Annotated in this window: 17 protein-coding genes and 1 tRNA gene; 9 read left to right on the top strand and 9 right to left on the bottom strand. The window is 54.7% G+C overall.

The features are described 5' to 3' along the window. The first annotated feature begins 107 nt into the window (after nt 1-107). A complete protein-coding gene (locus AC3WOK_RS23255; protein WP_447854984.1) occupies nt 108-707 on the top strand; it encodes a helix-turn-helix transcriptional regulator in 600 nt (199 codons plus the stop codon). Nucleotides 708-745: 38 nt separating this feature from the next. Here the strand turns inward: AC3WOK_RS23255 and ecnB are convergent, their stop codons facing one another. From ecnB to efp, 3 genes are all read right to left on the bottom strand, one after another. Beyond that, entirely contained in the window at nt 746-892 is a 147-nt protein-coding gene (ecnB, locus tag AC3WOK_RS23250) for a lipoprotein toxin entericidin B (protein WP_047346104.1), read from the bottom strand. A 108-nt stretch (nt 893-1,000) separates the two neighbouring features. Next, on the bottom strand, nt 1,001-1,132 hold the full coding sequence (locus AC3WOK_RS23245; protein WP_047346103.1) for an entericidin A/B family lipoprotein: 132 nt from the start codon (nt 1,130-1,132) through the stop codon (nt 1,001-1,003). A 48-nt stretch (nt 1,133-1,180) separates the two neighbouring features. Then, nucleotides 1,181-1,747, bottom strand: a complete 567-nt coding sequence (gene efp / locus AC3WOK_RS23240; RefSeq protein ID WP_010427766.1) for an elongation factor P — start codon at nt 1,745-1,747, stop codon at nt 1,181-1,183. 40 nt (nt 1,748-1,787) lie between these two features. On the opposite strand from efp, the gene epmB reads away from it, so the two are divergent. After that, nucleotides 1,788-2,816, top strand: coding sequence for an EF-P beta-lysylation protein EpmB (gene epmB, locus AC3WOK_RS23235; RefSeq protein WP_492355165.1), 1,029 nt, complete (start codon nt 1,788-1,790; stop codon nt 2,814-2,816). Nucleotides 2,817-2,863: 47 nt separating this feature from the next. On the opposite strand, the gene AC3WOK_RS23230 is transcribed toward epmB, so the two are convergent. From AC3WOK_RS23230 to AC3WOK_RS23220, 3 genes are all read right to left on the bottom strand, one after another. Next, nucleotides 2,864-3,217: a DUF4156 domain-containing protein gene (locus tag AC3WOK_RS23230; RefSeq protein ID WP_047346101.1), complete on the bottom strand. Its 354-nt coding sequence runs from the start codon at nt 3,215-3,217 to the stop codon at nt 2,864-2,866. A gap of 134 nt (nt 3,218-3,351) precedes the next feature. Next, on the bottom strand, nt 3,352-4,995 hold the full coding sequence (gene groL / locus AC3WOK_RS23225; protein ID WP_029742112.1) for a chaperonin GroEL: 1,644 nt from the start codon (nt 4,993-4,995) through the stop codon (nt 3,352-3,354). Between the two features lie 31 nt (nt 4,996-5,026). Next, complete coding sequence (locus tag AC3WOK_RS23220; RefSeq protein ID WP_003855929.1) at nt 5,027-5,320, bottom strand: co-chaperone GroES; 294 nt, start codon at nt 5,318-5,320, stop codon at nt 5,027-5,029. 179 nt (nt 5,321-5,499) lie between these two features. Here AC3WOK_RS23220 and yjeH point away from each other — a divergent pair, with 179 nt between their 5' ends. After that, nucleotides 5,500-6,738 carry an L-methionine/branched-chain amino acid transporter gene (gene yjeH, locus AC3WOK_RS23215; RefSeq protein WP_447854983.1) on the top strand — a complete coding sequence of 413 codons (1,239 nt, stop codon included), beginning with the start codon at nt 5,500-5,502 and terminating at the stop codon, nt 6,736-6,738. A 33-nt stretch (nt 6,739-6,771) separates the two neighbouring features. On the opposite strand, the gene AC3WOK_RS23210 is transcribed toward yjeH, so the two are convergent. Continuing rightward, entirely contained in the window at nt 6,772-7,236 is a 465-nt protein-coding gene (locus tag AC3WOK_RS23210; protein ID WP_025758222.1) for an FxsA family protein, read from the bottom strand. A 335-nt stretch (nt 7,237-7,571) separates the two neighbouring features. On the opposite strand from AC3WOK_RS23210, the gene aspA reads away from it, so the two are divergent. The 5 genes from aspA to AC3WOK_RS23185 all read left to right on the top strand — a co-directional run bounded on the left by aspA (nt 7,572) and on the right by AC3WOK_RS23185 (nt 13,154). Then, nucleotides 7,572-9,008 carry an aspartate ammonia-lyase gene (gene aspA / locus AC3WOK_RS23205; RefSeq protein ID WP_003855923.1) on the top strand — a complete coding sequence of 479 codons (1,437 nt, stop codon included), beginning with the start codon at nt 7,572-7,574 and terminating at the stop codon, nt 9,006-9,008. Between the two features lie 115 nt (nt 9,009-9,123). Then, complete coding sequence (locus AC3WOK_RS23200; RefSeq protein ID WP_024907357.1) at nt 9,124-10,425, top strand: anaerobic C4-dicarboxylate transporter; 1,302 nt, start codon at nt 9,124-9,126, stop codon at nt 10,423-10,425. A 113-nt stretch (nt 10,426-10,538) separates the two neighbouring features. Next, nucleotides 10,539-10,862, top strand: a complete 324-nt coding sequence (gene cutA / locus AC3WOK_RS23195; RefSeq protein ID WP_014168278.1) for a divalent cation tolerance protein CutA — start codon at nt 10,539-10,541, stop codon at nt 10,860-10,862. Beyond that, nucleotides 10,838-12,529 (top strand): protein-disulfide reductase DsbD, encoded by a 1,692-nt coding sequence (locus AC3WOK_RS23190; protein WP_447854981.1) that lies wholly within the window; start codon nt 10,838-10,840, stop codon nt 12,527-12,529. Before cutA ends, AC3WOK_RS23190 begins: the two co-directional genes overlap by 25 nt. Before the next feature lie 49 nt (nt 12,530-12,578). Beyond that, nucleotides 12,579-13,154 carry a transcriptional regulator gene (locus AC3WOK_RS23185; RefSeq protein WP_047346098.1) on the top strand — a complete coding sequence of 192 codons (576 nt, stop codon included), beginning with the start codon at nt 12,579-12,581 and terminating at the stop codon, nt 13,152-13,154. Here the strand turns inward: AC3WOK_RS23185 and AC3WOK_RS23180 are convergent. Both AC3WOK_RS23180 and AC3WOK_RS23175 read right to left on the bottom strand, forming a co-directional pair. Next, nucleotides 13,151-13,741 (bottom strand): LysE family translocator, encoded by a 591-nt coding sequence (locus tag AC3WOK_RS23180; RefSeq protein ID WP_447854980.1) that lies wholly within the window; start codon nt 13,739-13,741, stop codon nt 13,151-13,153. The two genes, AC3WOK_RS23185 and AC3WOK_RS23180, sit on opposite strands and share 4 nt — an antisense overlap. Before the next feature lie 35 nt (nt 13,742-13,776). Next, nucleotides 13,777-14,622, bottom strand: coding sequence for an AraC family ligand binding domain-containing protein (locus tag AC3WOK_RS23175; RefSeq protein ID WP_447854979.1), 846 nt, complete (start codon nt 14,620-14,622; stop codon nt 13,777-13,779). A gap of 169 nt (nt 14,623-14,791) precedes the next feature. On the opposite strand from AC3WOK_RS23175, the gene AC3WOK_RS23170 reads away from it, so the two are divergent. Further along, nucleotides 14,792-14,863, top strand: a tRNA-Phe gene (locus tag AC3WOK_RS23170).

The raw sequence follows: 14,863 nt of genomic DNA, 5'->3' as shown, positions 1-14,863 counted from the left end.
CCTAAGTATGGCGCGTAGTTCCGGCATTTAGCACTCATCCGACTTCTCTATGATGATGTGCTTTCTGATGGCAGGAAGCCAAACCACCAGCCGACTGCGAATAAAATATGTTCAAAATTCTTTTGATTGACCGTTGTCACTTCACCCGCACGGGATTTGAAGCATGGCTCAATCATTCCGGTTTGTTCCCGGGACACTACGTTGTGACCGGGCTGAATAATCTGTTCCTTGCCAGAGAGCATATTCTGCAATGGAAACCCACGCTGGTTATCGCTGACCTGTACGGCTTCAGGCAGGATATCCACCATTTTCAGCAGCTCTCTTCCTTGCTTAACGCCAGTGAACGATTGCCGTTTATTTTACTGCAGTCGGGAGAGGACAGCGGCATGACGGACTGGCTCGGGCAGTTCCCGGTTTGGTCGTCGTTACTGAAAAACGCCACTCTTGAAGAAGTGGCCACGGCGATCAACGACGCTTTACTCTCGCGCGCAGGCGCCGACAGGCCAACGGTGGCCGCCCCGTTGCTGACCCGACAGGAAGAGAAAGTACTGACATTGTGGATGGATGGCGCGAGCAATCAGAAGATTGCTGCTCACCTGAGTATCAATGGAAAAACGGTCTATACCTATAAGCGCAATATCCGCATGAAACTGCATATGGATACGCGTTTCTCCCCGTTTTTATCCCTGCAGGAAGTCGAGAATTGACGGTACGGTGAAAGTGTAGTGCCGTACCGTCCATACTTTTAGTTCTGGGCTTTCGTTGCTGCACCAGAAATAGCATTACCACCGTCGGAGATATCTTCCCCTACGCCGCGGGTGGTATTACATGCAGTCAACACTGTGGAAAGTACGAGGACAGAAAAGATCGCTGCAATTGTTTTCTTAACCATAATATCTTCCTTTTATAGCCAAAGTTGTTTTGTGTATAGCAACTTAAGAATAGACAAGATCCCGTCGTTTGACGGAAAAGGAAGCATTTTTAGGAAAATTAGACGGTGTTAGCTGGCAGCGTGAGAAATGATATGGCCGAGATCCTGGATATCTTCACCCACGCCGCGCGCGGTGTTACACCCGGAAAGCATTGCGCTGGAGAGCGCTAACAGAAGCAGAATTTTAACGGTACGTTTCATCATCCCTGCCTGCAAAAATCAGGCGCAGCGGGCGCTGCGCCCTGACTATTACTTCACGCGTGATACGTATTCGCCGGAGCGGGTATCCACTTTGATCACTTCGCCAGTCTGCACGAACAGTGGAACTTTAACCACTGCGCCGGTAGACAGTTTGGCAGGCTTACCGCCAGTACCTGCGGTGTCACCTTTCAGACCTGGATCGGTTTCAACGATTTCCAGCTCTACGAAGTTTGGTGGGGTCACAGCGATAGGCTGACCGTTCCACAGGGTCACGATGCACTCGGCCTGATCCAGCAGCCATTTAGCGCTATCACCTACCGCTTTCTCATCAGCAGACAGCTGTTCGAAAGTAGAGTTGTTCATGAAGTGATAGAACTCGCCGTCGTTGTACAGATAGGTCAGGTTCATATCAACAACATCAGCGCCTTCAGCGGAGTCGGTAGACTTGAAGGTTTTCTCAACACGGGTACCGGTCAGCAGGCGGCGCAGCTTAACGCGTGCGAATGCCTGGCCTTTACCTGGTTTAACGAATTCGCTGGCTTCAACCGCGTACGGTTCGCCGTCCATCATGATTTTAAGACCAGCACGAAAATCGTTGCTATAGTACGTTGCCATAAGGCCCTCTAAATTTGTTAACTGGTAGCTAAGCCACAAAATGGCGCATATTGTAACCCTAAACACCCCGTCCAGAGAAGATTGGTTATCGCAACTTGCCGATGTAATCACCAGTCCTGATGAATTGCTGCGTCTTTTAGACCTCGATCAGCACCCAGAGTTGCTTGCAGGCCGGGAGGCGAAGCGCCTCTTTGCCCTGCGTGTTCCCCGCGCGTTTGTTGCCAGAATGGAGAAAGGAAATCCTGACGATCCTTTATTAAAACAAACGCTTACTTCGCAGGATGAGTTCATTACTGCGCCGGGATATAGCACCGATCCTCTTGAAGAGCAGAACAGCGTGGTGCCGGGTTTACTGCACAAGTATCTCAACCGAGCCCTGCTGCTGGTAAAAGGCGGCTGTGCGGTAAATTGTCGTTATTGCTTCCGTCGGCACTTCCCGTATGCCGAAAACCAGGGGAATAAACGCAACTGGCAGGTCGCGCTGGACTATATCGTCGCCCATCCGGAGCTGGATGAGATTATTTTTTCCGGCGGCGACCCGCTGATGGCGAAAGATCACGAGCTGGACTGGCTGCTGACTCAGCTTGAAGCCATCCCGCACATTAAGCGTCTGCGCATTCATAGCCGTTTGCCGATTGTTATTCCGGCGCGTATCACTGACGGCCTGGTGTCGCGCCTGGAGCAGTCTCGACTGCAGGTGCTGCTGGTGAACCACATTAACCATGCGAACGAAATTGGCGATGATTTTCGCGCGGCAATGGCGCGTTTGCGTAAAGCGGGCGTGACGCTGCTGAACCAGAGCGTGCTGCTGCGTGGCGTAAACGATAGCGCCCGCGTGCTGGCTGACCTGAGCAATGCGCTATTTGATGCGGGCGTGATGCCCTATTACCTGCACGTGCTGGATCGCGTTCAGGGCGCGGCCCATTTCATGGTGACGGATGAAGAAGCCCGGCAGATCGTGCGCGAACTGCTAACGCTGGTTTCAGGCTATATGGTGCCGAAGCTGGCACGTGAGATTGGCGGTGAGCCGAGCAAGACGCCGCTGGATTTGCAGCTGCGGCAGAACTAGTTTCCCCTCCCCCTAACCCTCTCCCTTTGGGAGAGGGAAAAAGGCAATCAGTTCGGGCACTTATAGACCTGGCCGTTCATCTGGCTGGCCGTCGGCACGAAGCTGGACAGCATCCCCTGCGTTGGGCTGCTCACGCCGTAAATTACGTTACCGCCCATTGCCGCAGCCTGGTTACGCAGGGCATTCGCCGCACCGCGCATAGAGCCACCTTCTTCGCCATGCTGACCCGACATCCAGTTACTTTGCTCACCGGAGGCCGTGCCTAACAGCTGGCATTCGCTGCCCGGCTTATCTTCCACAAAGCGAACACCCTGGCCCGCTGCCGACAGCTCATTGCTGGAGCTACAACCCGCCAGCAGCAATGCTGCTCCTACGATCCCTGCACAGACTTTTACGCGCATGTTATTCCTCGTTTTCAATAAGCTGGACAGTAGTTGTCCGTGTGTAAATCTTATACCTAAAAGATGACCAAAAGAAAAACCCCCGAGCATTTCTGCCCGGGGGTTTTTCACATTCTAAGCGGTAAAGCGCACGATTACATCATGCCGCCCATACCACCCATGCCGCCCATGCCAGCAGCACCTAAGTCAGGCGCGTCGCCTTTAGGCAGGTCGGTTACCATGCACTCGGTAGTGATCATCAGGCCCGCTACAGATGCCGCGTACTGCAGAGCAGAACGGGTTACTTTAGTTGGGTCCAGGATACCGAAGTCGATCATGTTGCCGTATTCTTCCGTTGCCGCGTTGTAACCGTAGTTACCTTCGCCCGCTTTCACGTTGTTGGTCACAACAGATGGCTCTTCACCGGCGTTGGATACGATCTGACGCAGAGGTGCTTCCATTGCGCGCAGCGCAACTTTGATACCCACGTTCTGATCTTCGTTCTGCGCGGTCAGGCCAGCCAGCTTAGCGGCAACACGCACCAGCGCAACACCACCACCAGCAACCACGCCTTCTTCTACCGCAGCACGGGTCGCGTGCAGGGCATCGTCAACGCGTGCTTTTTTCTCTTTCATTTCAACTTCAGTCGCAGCACCGACTTTGATTACCGCAACGCCGCCTGCCAGTTTCGCTACGCGCTCCTGCAGTTTTTCACGGTCGTAATCAGAAGTTGCTTCTTCGATCTGCTTACGGATCTGACCAACGCGGCCCTGAATAGCGGCTTCTTCACCCACGCCATCGATGATGGTGGTGGTGTCTTTGTTGATCACAACGCGTTTCGCCTGGCCCAGGTCTTCCAGGGTCGCTTTTTCCAGCTCCATACCGATCTCTTCAGAGATGACGGTACCGCCAGTCAGGGTAGCGATATCCTGCAGCATTGCTTTACGGCGATCGCCGAAGCCAGGTGCTTTAACCGCAGCCACTTTCACGATGCCGCGCATGGTGTTAACCACCAGCGTTGCCAGCGCTTCGCCTTCAACGTCTTCAGCGATGATAACCAGCGGTTTGCCTGCTTTTGCAACGGCTTCCAGAACTGGCAGCATTTCGCGGATGTTGGAGATTTTCTTGTCAGCCAGCAGGATGAACGGGCTTTCCAGCTCAACAGCGCCAGTTTCTGGCTTGTTGATGAAGTATGGGGACAGGTAACCGCGGTCGAACTGCATACCTTCAACTACGTCCAGTTCGTCTTCCAGACCGGTACCGTCTTCAACGGTGATCACGCCTTCTTTACCGACTTTGTCCATCGCTTCCGCGATCAGTTTACCTACGGTTTCGTCGGAGTTAGCGGAGATAGTACCAACCTGAGCAATCGCTTTAGAGTCAGAGCACGGTACGGACAGCGCTTTCAGTTCTTCAACAGCGGCAGTGACAGCTTTGTCGATACCACGTTTCAGATCCATTGGGTTCATGCCCGCAGCAACGGCTTTCAGACCTTCGGTGATGATCGCCTGCGCCAGTACGGTCGCGGTGGTGGTACCGTCGCCTGCAGCGTCGTTCGCTTTAGAGGCAACTTCTTTCACCATCTGCGCACCCATGTTTTCGAACTTGTCTTCCAGCTCGATTTCACGTGCTACAGAAACACCATCTTTGGTGATGGTTGGCGCGCCGAAGGATTTATCCAGCACTACGTTACGGCCTTTCGGGCCCAGGGTCACTTTAACTGCATCTGCCAGTACGTTTACGCCGCGGAGCATTTTTACACGAGCGTCGTTACCGAATTTTACGTCTTTAGCTGCCATGTTCTTATTTCCTCAAATTCTCGTGCGTAAATTACGCTTCAACAATTGCCAGAATGTCGCTCTCGGACATGATCAACACTTCTTCATTGTCGATCTTCTCGGATTTCACGCCGTAGCCATCGTTGAAAATTACGATGTCACCAACTTTAACGTCCAGTGGCTGCACAGTTCCGTTTTCCAGGATGCGGCCCTTACCGACAGCGATGATTTCGCCACGCGTTGATTTGGCTGCTGCAGAACCGGTCAGAACGATGCCGCCAGCAGACTTGGTTTCAACTTCTTTACGTTTGACGATCACACGATCATGTAACGGACGAATACTCATTGATAGCTCTCCTTTGAGAAAGTCATTATCAGTTATGGATGACGCCGGCCCGCAAGCGGTTTTCCGACTAGTGCCCTGAGAGATGGGGATAGCTTTTTACCCCTTCAAGGGGGAGTTGAAAAAAAAATTTGCGAAAGTGTTACCATCGCCTCTCTTTTGGTAGTGGCAGGGCGATGTCAATGAGTGGACTCAAGCAGGAGTTGGGGCTGGCGCAAGGCGTTGGCCTGCTCTCCACTTCCTTGTTAGGGACGGGCGTGTTTGCCGTACCCGCACTGGCGGCGCTGGTGGCAGGAAATAACAGCCTGTGGGCGTGGCCGGTGCTGATTGTGCTGGTTTTCCCGATAGCCATTGTGTTTGCCATCCTGGGACGGCATTTCCCCAGCGCGGGCGGCGTGGCGCATTTTGTCGGGCTGGCCTTTGGCCCGCGAATGGAGCGTGTGACCGGCTGGCTGTTTCTCTCCGTTATTCCGGTTGGTCTCCCTGCGGCGCTGCATATTGCGACCGGCTTTGGTCAGGCGCTGTTTGGCTGGCATGACGAGCAGCTGCTGCTGGCCGAACTGGGTACGCTGGCTATCGTCTGGTGGGTAGGCTCTCGCGGTGCCAGCTCGAGCGCGAATCTGCAAACGCTGGTTGCGGTAATGATTGTTGCCCTGATTGCCGTCATCTGGTGGGCGGGCGATATCGCGCTGAAAGACATTCCCTTCCCGGCGGTGACCGACGTCGACCATTCACAGCTTTTCGCCGCCCTCTCCGTCATGTTCTGGTGTTTTGTGGGCCTGGAAGCCTTTGCTCATCTGGCGTCGGAATTTAAGCAGCCTGAACGCGATTTCCCGCGCGCGCTGATGATTGGCCTGCTGCTGGCAGGTACGGTTTACTGGGCTTGTACCGTGCTGGTGTTACATTTTGACGCCTTCGGCGCGGATAAAGCTGCCGCCGCTTCGCTCCCCGGCATTGTGGTGCAGCTGTTTGGAGTGAAAGCGCTATGGATCGCCTGCGTCATCGGCTATCTGGCCTGCTTTGCCAGTCTGAATATTTATATCCAGAGCTTTGCCCGTCTGGCGTGGTCTCAGGCGCGCTATAGGCCTGAGAGCCGCCTTGCGCGCCTGTCTAAACGTCAGCTCCCCTTGAATGCCCTGAATGCCGTACTGGGCTGTTGCGTCCTGAGTTCGCTGTGTATCTACGCGCTGGATATCAATCTGGATGCGCTGATCGTCTACGCCAACGGCATTTTCATTATGATCTATCTGCTGTGTATGCTCGCGGGCTGCCGCCTGCTGAAAGGTCGCTATAAAGCTCTGGCGGTCGTTGGGGGCGTGCTTTGCCTGCTGTTGCTGGCAATGGTGGGATGGAAGAGTCTGTACGCTATTGTCATGCTGACAGGGTTGTGGCTGTTTTTACCGAAACAGCAGAATCCGTAGGCCCGGTAAGCGAAGCGCCACCGGGCAACAACATCACCGATCGTCTTTATGATCTAACCGGTCGTGCTGCTCATCCTTACGCTGATACTCCCCTTCAAACGTATCGCCTGGCCCGGTACTAAAACCACCGCCCGGCATACGGCTAAAGCGCAGATGCGGCAGCAGCTTCATGGTCAGGTGTTTTTGCACCGGCGGCAGAAGAAGCAGAAGGCCGAGGAAGTCGGTGAAGAAGCCCGGCAAAATCAGCAGCAGCCCCGCAATGATCAGCGAGACGCTTTTGATCATCTCTGCTGCCGGACTTTCGCCAGCAGCCATCTTCTGCTGCATTATCAGGAAATTTTTGAAACCCTGATTACGCACCAGCGACATGCCGATGACGGAGGTGAAAATCACCAGAATCAGCGTCAGCAGGACGCCCAGCACGTGGGCAACCTGGATGAAAATGGAAATCTCGATGTAAACATAGAGAAAGAAAGCAATAAACGGTATCCAGCGCACTGGCATCTCCTGTGTGGCAGGTGCCCTCGGGCCCCTGTCTGAATGTGTTCGCGACGCGCGTTTGTATGAGATGGTGACGGTTAGCGAAAATTCAATCAGTTTGCACGGATATTTTTTTTGGAAATATTAAAGCGGTGACTCATTTCACAGATTAATAATTATCATGGAATCGGGTCGATAATAAGTGATCCAGCTTACGGCAATTCGCTATCATCAGCATATGATCTCGGGCATCTGGCTGATTGAGGGAATAATCGTCGGCCAGAAAATATTCAAAACCACATAAATACTGTGTGTTTAGTACAATCCATCGGCAGCTTGAAAAGAAGGTTCACATGTTAAACAACATTCGTATCGAAGAAGACTTGTTGGGTACCAGGGAAGTTCCAGCGGATGCCTACTACGGTGTCCACACTCTGAGAGCGATTGAAAACTTCTACATCAGCAACAGCAAAATCAGCGACATCCCTGAGTTTGTCCGTGGCATGGTGATGGTGAAGAAAGCCGCAGCACTGGCCAACAAAGAGCTGCAAACCATTCCTAAAAGCGCGGCAAATGCGATTATCGCAGCCTGCGATGAAGTGCTGAACAACGGCAAATGCATGGATCAGTTCCCGGTTGACGTCTATCAGGGCGGCGCGGGTACCTCCGTCAACATGAATACCAACGAAGTACTGGCAAACATCGGCCTGGAGCTGATGGGTCATCAGAAAGGTGAATACCAGTACCTGAACCCGAACGACCACGTGAACAAATGCCAGTCCACCAACGACGCCTACCCTACCGGTTTCCGTATCGCGGTGTATGCCTCCGTAGTGAAGCTGGTGGACGCGATCAACCAGCTGGGCGATGGCTTCCAGCGTAAAGCGGTTGAGTTCCAGGATATCCTGAAAATGGGCCGTACCCAGCTGCAGGACGCGGTGCCGATGACCCTCGGCCAGGAGTTCCACGCGTTTAACGTGCTGCTGAACGAAGAAACCAAAAACCTGCTGCGCACCTCCGAGCTGCTGCTGGAAGTGAACCTGGGCGCAACCGCCATCGGTACACGTCTGAACACCCCGGACGGCTATCAGCAGCTGGCGGTTCAGAAGCTGGCTGAAGTCTCTAACCTGCCGGTTGTGCCTGCAGAAGATCTGATTGAAGCCACCTCAGACTGCGGTGCCTACGTCATGGTACACAGCGCCCTGAAACGTCTGGCGGTGAAACTGTCCAAAATCTGTAACGACCTGCGCCTGCTCTCTTCCGGCCCGCGCGCTGGCCTGAATGAAATCAACCTGCCAGAGCTGCAGGCCGGTTCATCCATCATGCCGGCTAAAGTGAACCCGGTGGTGCCAGAAGTGGTGAATCAGGTTTGCTTCAAAGTCATCGGTAACGATACGACCGTGACCATGGCCTCTGAAGCTGGTCAGCTGCAGCTGAACGTGATGGAGCCCGTGATTGGCCAGGCCATGTTTGAATCCATCCACATCCTGACTAACGCCTGCTACAACCTGCTGGAAAAATGCATTAACGGCATCACAGCAAACAAAGAAGTCTGTGAGGGCTATGTCTATAACTCCATCGGGATCGTCACCTACCTCAACCCGTTCATCGGTCACCACAACGGTGACATCGTCGGTAAGATTTGTGCCGAAACCGGTAAGAGCGTACGTGAAGTGGTGCTGGAGCGCGGGCTGTTGACCGAAGCTGAGCTGGACGATATCTTCTCGGCCCAGAACCTGATGCACCCGGCATATAAAGCGAAACGATATACCGATGAAAGCGAACAGTAACCGTTCAGGCTAGGCTTCTTAAGGCACGTCACTTGTGACGTGCCTTTTTTCTTTTTAGGTGTTACCGAAATACAACAATTCAATATCAACTTGTTAATAAGCAAGGCAGGTCCTTATGTTTGGAGCAGAACTCGTCATCGTCTTGTTGGCGATTTATTTGGGAGCAAGACTCGGGGGTATCGGCATCGGTTTTGCCGGCGGTCTCGGGGTGCTCGTTCTTACCCTTATCTTTCAGATTAAACCCGGCGCAATCCCGTTTGACGTTATTGAAATCATCATGGCAGTTATTGCCGCTATCGCCGCCATGCAGGTGGCAGGCGGTATGGACTATCTGGTAAGCCTGGCGGAGCGTATGCTGCGCCGCCATCCAAAATACATTACCTTCCTTGCCCCGCTGGTGACCTGGTTTATGACCATTCTCGCCGGTACGGGTCACACCGCGTTCTCCACGCTACCGGTGATTACGGAAGTGGCGAAAGAACAGGGTATCCGTCCGTCTCGTCCGCTCTCTATCGCGGTGGTGGCGTCTCAGATTGCGATTACCGCCTCGCCGATTTCAGCCGCAGTGGTGTTCTTCGCCGGTATCCTTGAGCCAATGGGTGTGAGCTACCTGACGCTGCTGGCGATCTGTATTCCGGTCACGCTGATTGCGGTGATGATTACCGCCGTGCTGTGTAACTTCCTCGGTGCCGAGCTGAAAGACGATCCGGTCTATCAGGAACGCCTTGCCAAGGGTGAAGTGAGCCTGCGCGGCAGCCAGGTCTTCGAACTGAAGCCACACGCGAAACGCTCCGTGCTGCTGTTCCTGATTGGTATCGTCGCCGTCATGTTCTACGCGACCGCGATCAGCGATACCGTAGGTCTGATCCAGAACCCGGTACTGCCGCGTAACGAAGCGATTGTCGTGTTTATGCTGACTATCGCGACGCTGATTAGCATCACCTGTAAAATCGACACCAGTGAAGTGCTGAACGCCAGCACCTTCAAATCCGGCATGAGCGCCTGCGTGTGCGTACTCGGCGTGGCGTGGCTTGGTGATACCTTTGTAAAAGCGCACATTAGCGACATCCAGACCGTCGCCGGCGACCTGCTGCACAACTACCCGTGGCTGCTGGCGGTCGTGCTGTTCTTCGCTGCGACCCTGCTTTACTCTCAGGCGGCGACCACCAAAGCGCTGATGCCTGCGGCACTGATGCTGGGCGTAACGCCGTTAACCGCCATCGCCTCGTTTGCTGCCGTTTCTGCCCTGTTCGTATTGCCTACCTACCCAACCCTGCTGGCAGCGGTAGAGATGGATGACACCGGGTCAACCCGCATCGGTAAATACGTGTTTAACCATGCGTTCCTGATCCCGGGCGTGGTCGCCATTTCACTGTGCGTGATCCTCGGCTTTATCATTGGCGGCGTGGTGCTGTAAACCGTTAAGGGTTGTAAAAATAGTTAAAATCGGGCCGCTCTGCGGCCCGTTTCATTAATGACCCGTTGTCTTGCGTGATATAGTGAAGCCTTTCGTGATGAGGAGGTCGACTTGTGAACACGCCTGATGCTGTTGTCGTACTGTGTACCGCCCCTGATGAAGCCTCTGCCCAGGATCTCGCCGCCAAAGTGCTGGCTGAAAAACTGGCCGCCTGCGTAACGCTCCTCCCCGGTGCCACCTCTCTTTATTACTGGGAAGGCAAGCTGGAGCAAGAGTACGAAGTTCAGATGTTGCTCAAAACTAATCTGGCGAATCAGCAGGCACTCCTGGACTGCCTCAAATCTCATCATCCTTACCAAACCCCGGAGCTGCTGGTTCTGCCAGTGGTTCATGGCGATAACGATTATCTCTCATGGCTCAACGCTTCCTTACGCTGATCCTGCTGCTGTGCAGCACATCAGTATTTGCCGGGTTGTTTGACGCGCCCGGCCGTTCGAACTTCATCCCTGCCGACCAGGCGTTTGTTTTCGATTTTCAGCAAAACCAGCACGACCTTACCCTCACCTGGCAGGTGAAAGAGGGCTACTACCTCTATCGCAAGCAGGTGAGTATTACCCCTGCCCAGGCAAACGTGGGCGCATTACAGCTCCCCGCAGGCGAGTGGCATAAGGACGAGTTCTACGGCAAGAGTGAAATCTACCGCCAGCGCTTAAGCGTGCCCGTCACGGTGAACCAGGCGGATAAAGGCGCGACGCTGACGGTGACCTATCAGGGATGCGCGGATGCCGGATTCTGCTATCCGCCGGAAACGAAGGTTGTTCCGCTCAGCGAAGTGAAAGCGACGGCTGCCGTTTCCCCTCTCCCCTCAGGCGAGAAGAGCGAAGACCGCACAGACCTTCCGTTCTCAGCGTTCTGGGCCTTACTGATTGGCATTGGCATTGCCTTTACCCCGTGCGTGCTGCCGATGTATCCGCTCATCTCTGGCATCGTGCTGGGAGGTAAGCAACGGCTTTCCACCGCACGCGCCCTGCTGTTAGCCTTTATTTACGTCCAGGGTATGGCATTGACCTATACTGCCCTTGGCCTTGTGGTTGCCGCTGCCGGGCTACAGTTCCAGGCTGCGCTTCAGCATCCTTACGTGCTTATTGGCTTGTCGATTGTCTTCATCCTGCTGGCGCTGTCGATGTTTGGCCTGTTTACCCTGCAGCTACCGTCTGCGCTGCAAACTCGCTTAACGCTGATGAGTAACCGCCAGCAGGGTGGATCGCCAGGTGGCGTGTTTGTGATGGGGGCCATCGCCGGATTAATTTGCTCCCCTTGCACCACCGCCCCGCTGAGCGCCATCCTGCTCTATATCGCCCAGAGCGGCAACATGTGGCTTGGGGGCGGCACGCTTTATCTCTATGCGCTAGGCATGGGGCTGCCGCTGATCCTGGTGACGGTATTTGGCAACCGCCTGCTGCCGAAAAGCGGCCCGTGGATGGAGACGGTGAAAACCGCGTTTGGCTTTGTCATCCTCGCTCTGCCGGTATTCCTCCTTGAGCGTATCCTCGGCGACGTCTGGGGTATGCGCCTGTGGGCCATGCTCGGCGTAGCGTTCTTCAGCTGGGCATTTATCACCAGTCTGGGAGCGAAACGGCCGTGGATGCGTCTGGTGCAAATTATCCTGCTCGCCGCCGCGCTGGTGAGCGTACGCCCGCTGCAGGATTGGGCGTTTGGTTCACCCGTGGGTCAGACGCAGGCGCATCTGAACTTCACCCAGATTAAGAACGTGGATGAACTCAACAGCGCCCTGGCGGAGGCGAAAGGCAAACCGGTGATGCTCGATCTCTATGCCGACTGGTGCGTCGCCTGCAAAGAGTTTGAAAAATACACCTTTAGCGATCCGCAGGTGCAACGCGCCCTGAAAGAAACGGTGCTTCTTCAGGCGAACGTCACCGCCAACGATGCGCAGGATAAGGCCCTGCTGAAACAGCTTAATGTTCTCGGTCTGCCCACCATTTTGTTCTTTAATGAACGGGGTGAAGAGCAGCCAGAACAGCGTGTAACCGGGTTTATGGATGCAGCGGCATTCAGCGCGCATTTGCGCAATCGCCAACTGTAAACAACACTTTAGACGGAACAAACCGTTGGGAATAGCGGAGGAGATAACCGTGCAACGCGAAGACGTACTGGGACAAGCCCTGCAATTACTTGAGATTCAAGGGATAGCCAGCACCACGCTTGAGATGGTAGCCGACCGTATCGATTACCCCCTGGATGAACTTAAGCGCTTCTGGCCAGATAAAGAGGCGCTGCTTTATGATGCCCTGCGCTACCTCAGCCAGCAGGTTGACGTCTGGCGCAGGCAACTGATGCTGAATGAAGAACTGACCGTGGAACAAAAGCTGCTGGCGCGCTATACCGCCCTGACGGAATGCGTCAGCAACAACCGCTACCCGGGCTGTCTGTTCATCGCCGCCTGCACATACTTTCCGGATCCAGGCCATCCTATCCACCAGTTGGCGGATCAGCAAAAACGTGCGGCGCATGACTTCACCCACGAGCTGCTGACGCGGCTTGAAGTGGATGACCCGGCAATGGTAGCGAAACAGATGGAGCTGGTGCTGGAGGGCTGCCTGAGCCGCATGCTAGTGAACCGTAGCCAGGCCGATGTGGATACGGCGCACCGCCTGGCGGAAGATATTCTGCGCTTTGCCCAGTGCCGTATGGGCGGAGCACTGACCTAGGCCAGCATGCCCGCCCAGGCGGAGACGAGCAGACACAGCGCCATCAGACGCTGAAATCGCACCATCGCCACGGTGGTGCGAAAAATTCGATTCACCGCTTTACCCAGCCACGCCCAGCACATCAAACAGGCTATCGAGATCAGCAGAAACCATAGCGCCATTAGCGCAATATCCCGCAAGGCATGGTCGCCCGCCGGGGCAAACAGGCTGACGACCGCCAGCGCCATCATCCAGGTTTTCGGATTCACGATCTGCAGTAGCGCCGCTGCCTGAGCAGTAAATCGGACAGGACTTTTAGCGGAGAGACTGGCAGCCGGGGCGCTAAACAGCTGCCAGCTCATCCAGCTTAGCCACAGCACGCCCGCCCAGCTCATTATCTGGCGTATCAAAGGATACTGACGCAGCACTTCCCCTGCGCCCGCACCTGATACCAGCACGATCGCACTGGCCGCGATACACCCGCCCAGAATAGCAGGTACGGTATTTTTTACGCCAAATTGCTGGCTGTTCGTCAGCACCAGAATATTGGTTGGTCCCGGCGTAATGGAGGCGACAAAAGCGAACAACAGAAAGGGTATCAAACTCACGGTGGCTCCTTTTTATTAGAGCCATGAATGTGCCGTTATTTTTTGGAAACGTCTGGAAGGTTTGTGCACAACCGTCGGTAGTATGCCGGAGAGATACGGTACGCCCGCTGAAACCAACGCCCCAGGTGGCTTTGATCGGCAAAACCCACTGCCGCAGCCACATCAACGGGCTGCTCGCCGCGCGCCAGCAGCTGTCGGGCCTTTGCCAGACGCAGCTGAATAAGCCATGCATGTGGCGCCAGGTTGAACTCGCGCTTAAAACAGCGCGTCAGGGTAAAGCGATCCGTGCCCGTCTCGCGCGCAAGGTCTGACAGCCCCACGTTCTCGCCGATATGGGCATAAAGGTAGTCGCGTGCACGATGCGCCACGGCAGCACTTTGTAACTGAGTCGGGAGCTTCTTACGCCAGTGGCAATGGGCGGTGATGCGGGAGAGCAGATCGTCCATTGTGCTCTGCTGAAGGATTTTCATCTCATCATTATGCAGAGTAGAGAATGTCTCACCGATAGCGCGCACCAGCTGCGGCTCGCGAGTCAACGTTTGGGCAAAGTGGAGTGAATAATGCCCGGGAGTGGATTCGTACAGCCCCTGTAGCGCACGGGTAAGCCAGCGCTCATCCAGGTAGAAGGTCAGATAGGTAAAGCCGCCCTCTACAGGCGCATCGCCGTCGTGGATCTCTCCGGGCTCAAGCAAAAATGCATCACCCGGCTGGCTACGATGTCGCTCACGGCGGCAGTGAAACTGCTGCGTGCCGGAGAGGGTTATCCCTACCAGATAGCTATCGTGCCAGTGTGGATCATAGGCATGCCCTTCGAAATGCGCTTTAATCGTCTCAATACCCGTATCTGCATGCTGACGCAGCTCAAGCCAGTCATTCGTCATACTGCCCTCCTCTTACTCTCAGCATTGCCGTATCACACAGGTACTGTCTGGAAGATTTGTGCATTTTCGCGGCGAAAACGGACAGATTGCCGCAAACTTAGGCAGTTGAACAGCTTTTCCCGAAATAATGTTGACGATAGGGCGTGATTGCGGTTTAATGCGCTCCGTTGCCCGGATAGCTCAGTCGGTAGAGCAGGGGATTGAAAATCCCCGTGTCCTTGGTTCGATTCCGAGTCCGGGC

The sequence above is a fragment of the Enterobacter sp. FW301-JW81 genome, assembly GCF_058788735.1.
The sequence above is the reverse complement of the archived record's forward strand: the minus strand, read 5'-3'. Positions and strand labels throughout refer to the sequence as shown.

What these genes read in the sequence shown, in the direction of transcription:
- AC3WOK_RS23255 (WP_447854984.1), top strand. Translation starts at nt 108, where the DNA reads ATGTTCAAAATTCTTTTGATTGACCGTTGTCACTTCACCCGCACGGGA.
- ecnB (WP_047346104.1), bottom strand. Translation starts at nt 892, where the DNA reads ATGGTTAAGAAAACAATTGCAGCGATCTTTTCTGTCCTCGTACTTTCC.
- AC3WOK_RS23245 (WP_047346103.1), bottom strand. Translation starts at nt 1,132, where the DNA reads ATGAAACGTACCGTTAAAATTCTGCTTCTGTTAGCGCTCTCCAGCGCA.
- efp (WP_010427766.1), bottom strand. Translation starts at nt 1,747, where the DNA reads ATGGCAACGTACTATAGCAACGATTTTCGTGCTGGTCTTAAAATCATG.
- epmB (WP_492355165.1), top strand. Translation starts at nt 1,788, where the DNA reads ATGGCGCATATTGTAACCCTAAACACCCCGTCCAGAGAAGATTGGTTA.
- AC3WOK_RS23230 (WP_047346101.1), bottom strand. Translation starts at nt 3,217, where the DNA reads ATGCGCGTAAAAGTCTGTGCAGGGATCGTAGGAGCAGCATTGCTGCTG.
- groL (WP_029742112.1), bottom strand. Translation starts at nt 4,995, where the DNA reads ATGGCAGCTAAAGACGTAAAATTCGGTAACGACGCTCGTGTAAAAATG.
- AC3WOK_RS23220 (WP_003855929.1), bottom strand. Translation starts at nt 5,320, where the DNA reads ATGAGTATTCGTCCGTTACATGATCGTGTGATCGTCAAACGTAAAGAA.
- yjeH (WP_447854983.1), top strand. Translation starts at nt 5,500, where the DNA reads ATGAGTGGACTCAAGCAGGAGTTGGGGCTGGCGCAAGGCGTTGGCCTG.
- aspA (WP_003855923.1), top strand. Translation starts at nt 7,572, where the DNA reads ATGTTAAACAACATTCGTATCGAAGAAGACTTGTTGGGTACCAGGGAA.
- AC3WOK_RS23200 (WP_024907357.1), top strand. Translation starts at nt 9,124, where the DNA reads ATGTTTGGAGCAGAACTCGTCATCGTCTTGTTGGCGATTTATTTGGGA.
- AC3WOK_RS23190 (WP_447854981.1), top strand. Translation starts at nt 10,838, where the DNA reads ATGGCTCAACGCTTCCTTACGCTGATCCTGCTGCTGTGCAGCACATCA.
- AC3WOK_RS23175 (WP_447854979.1), bottom strand. Translation starts at nt 14,622, where the DNA reads ATGACGAATGACTGGCTTGAGCTGCGTCAGCATGCAGATACGGGTATT.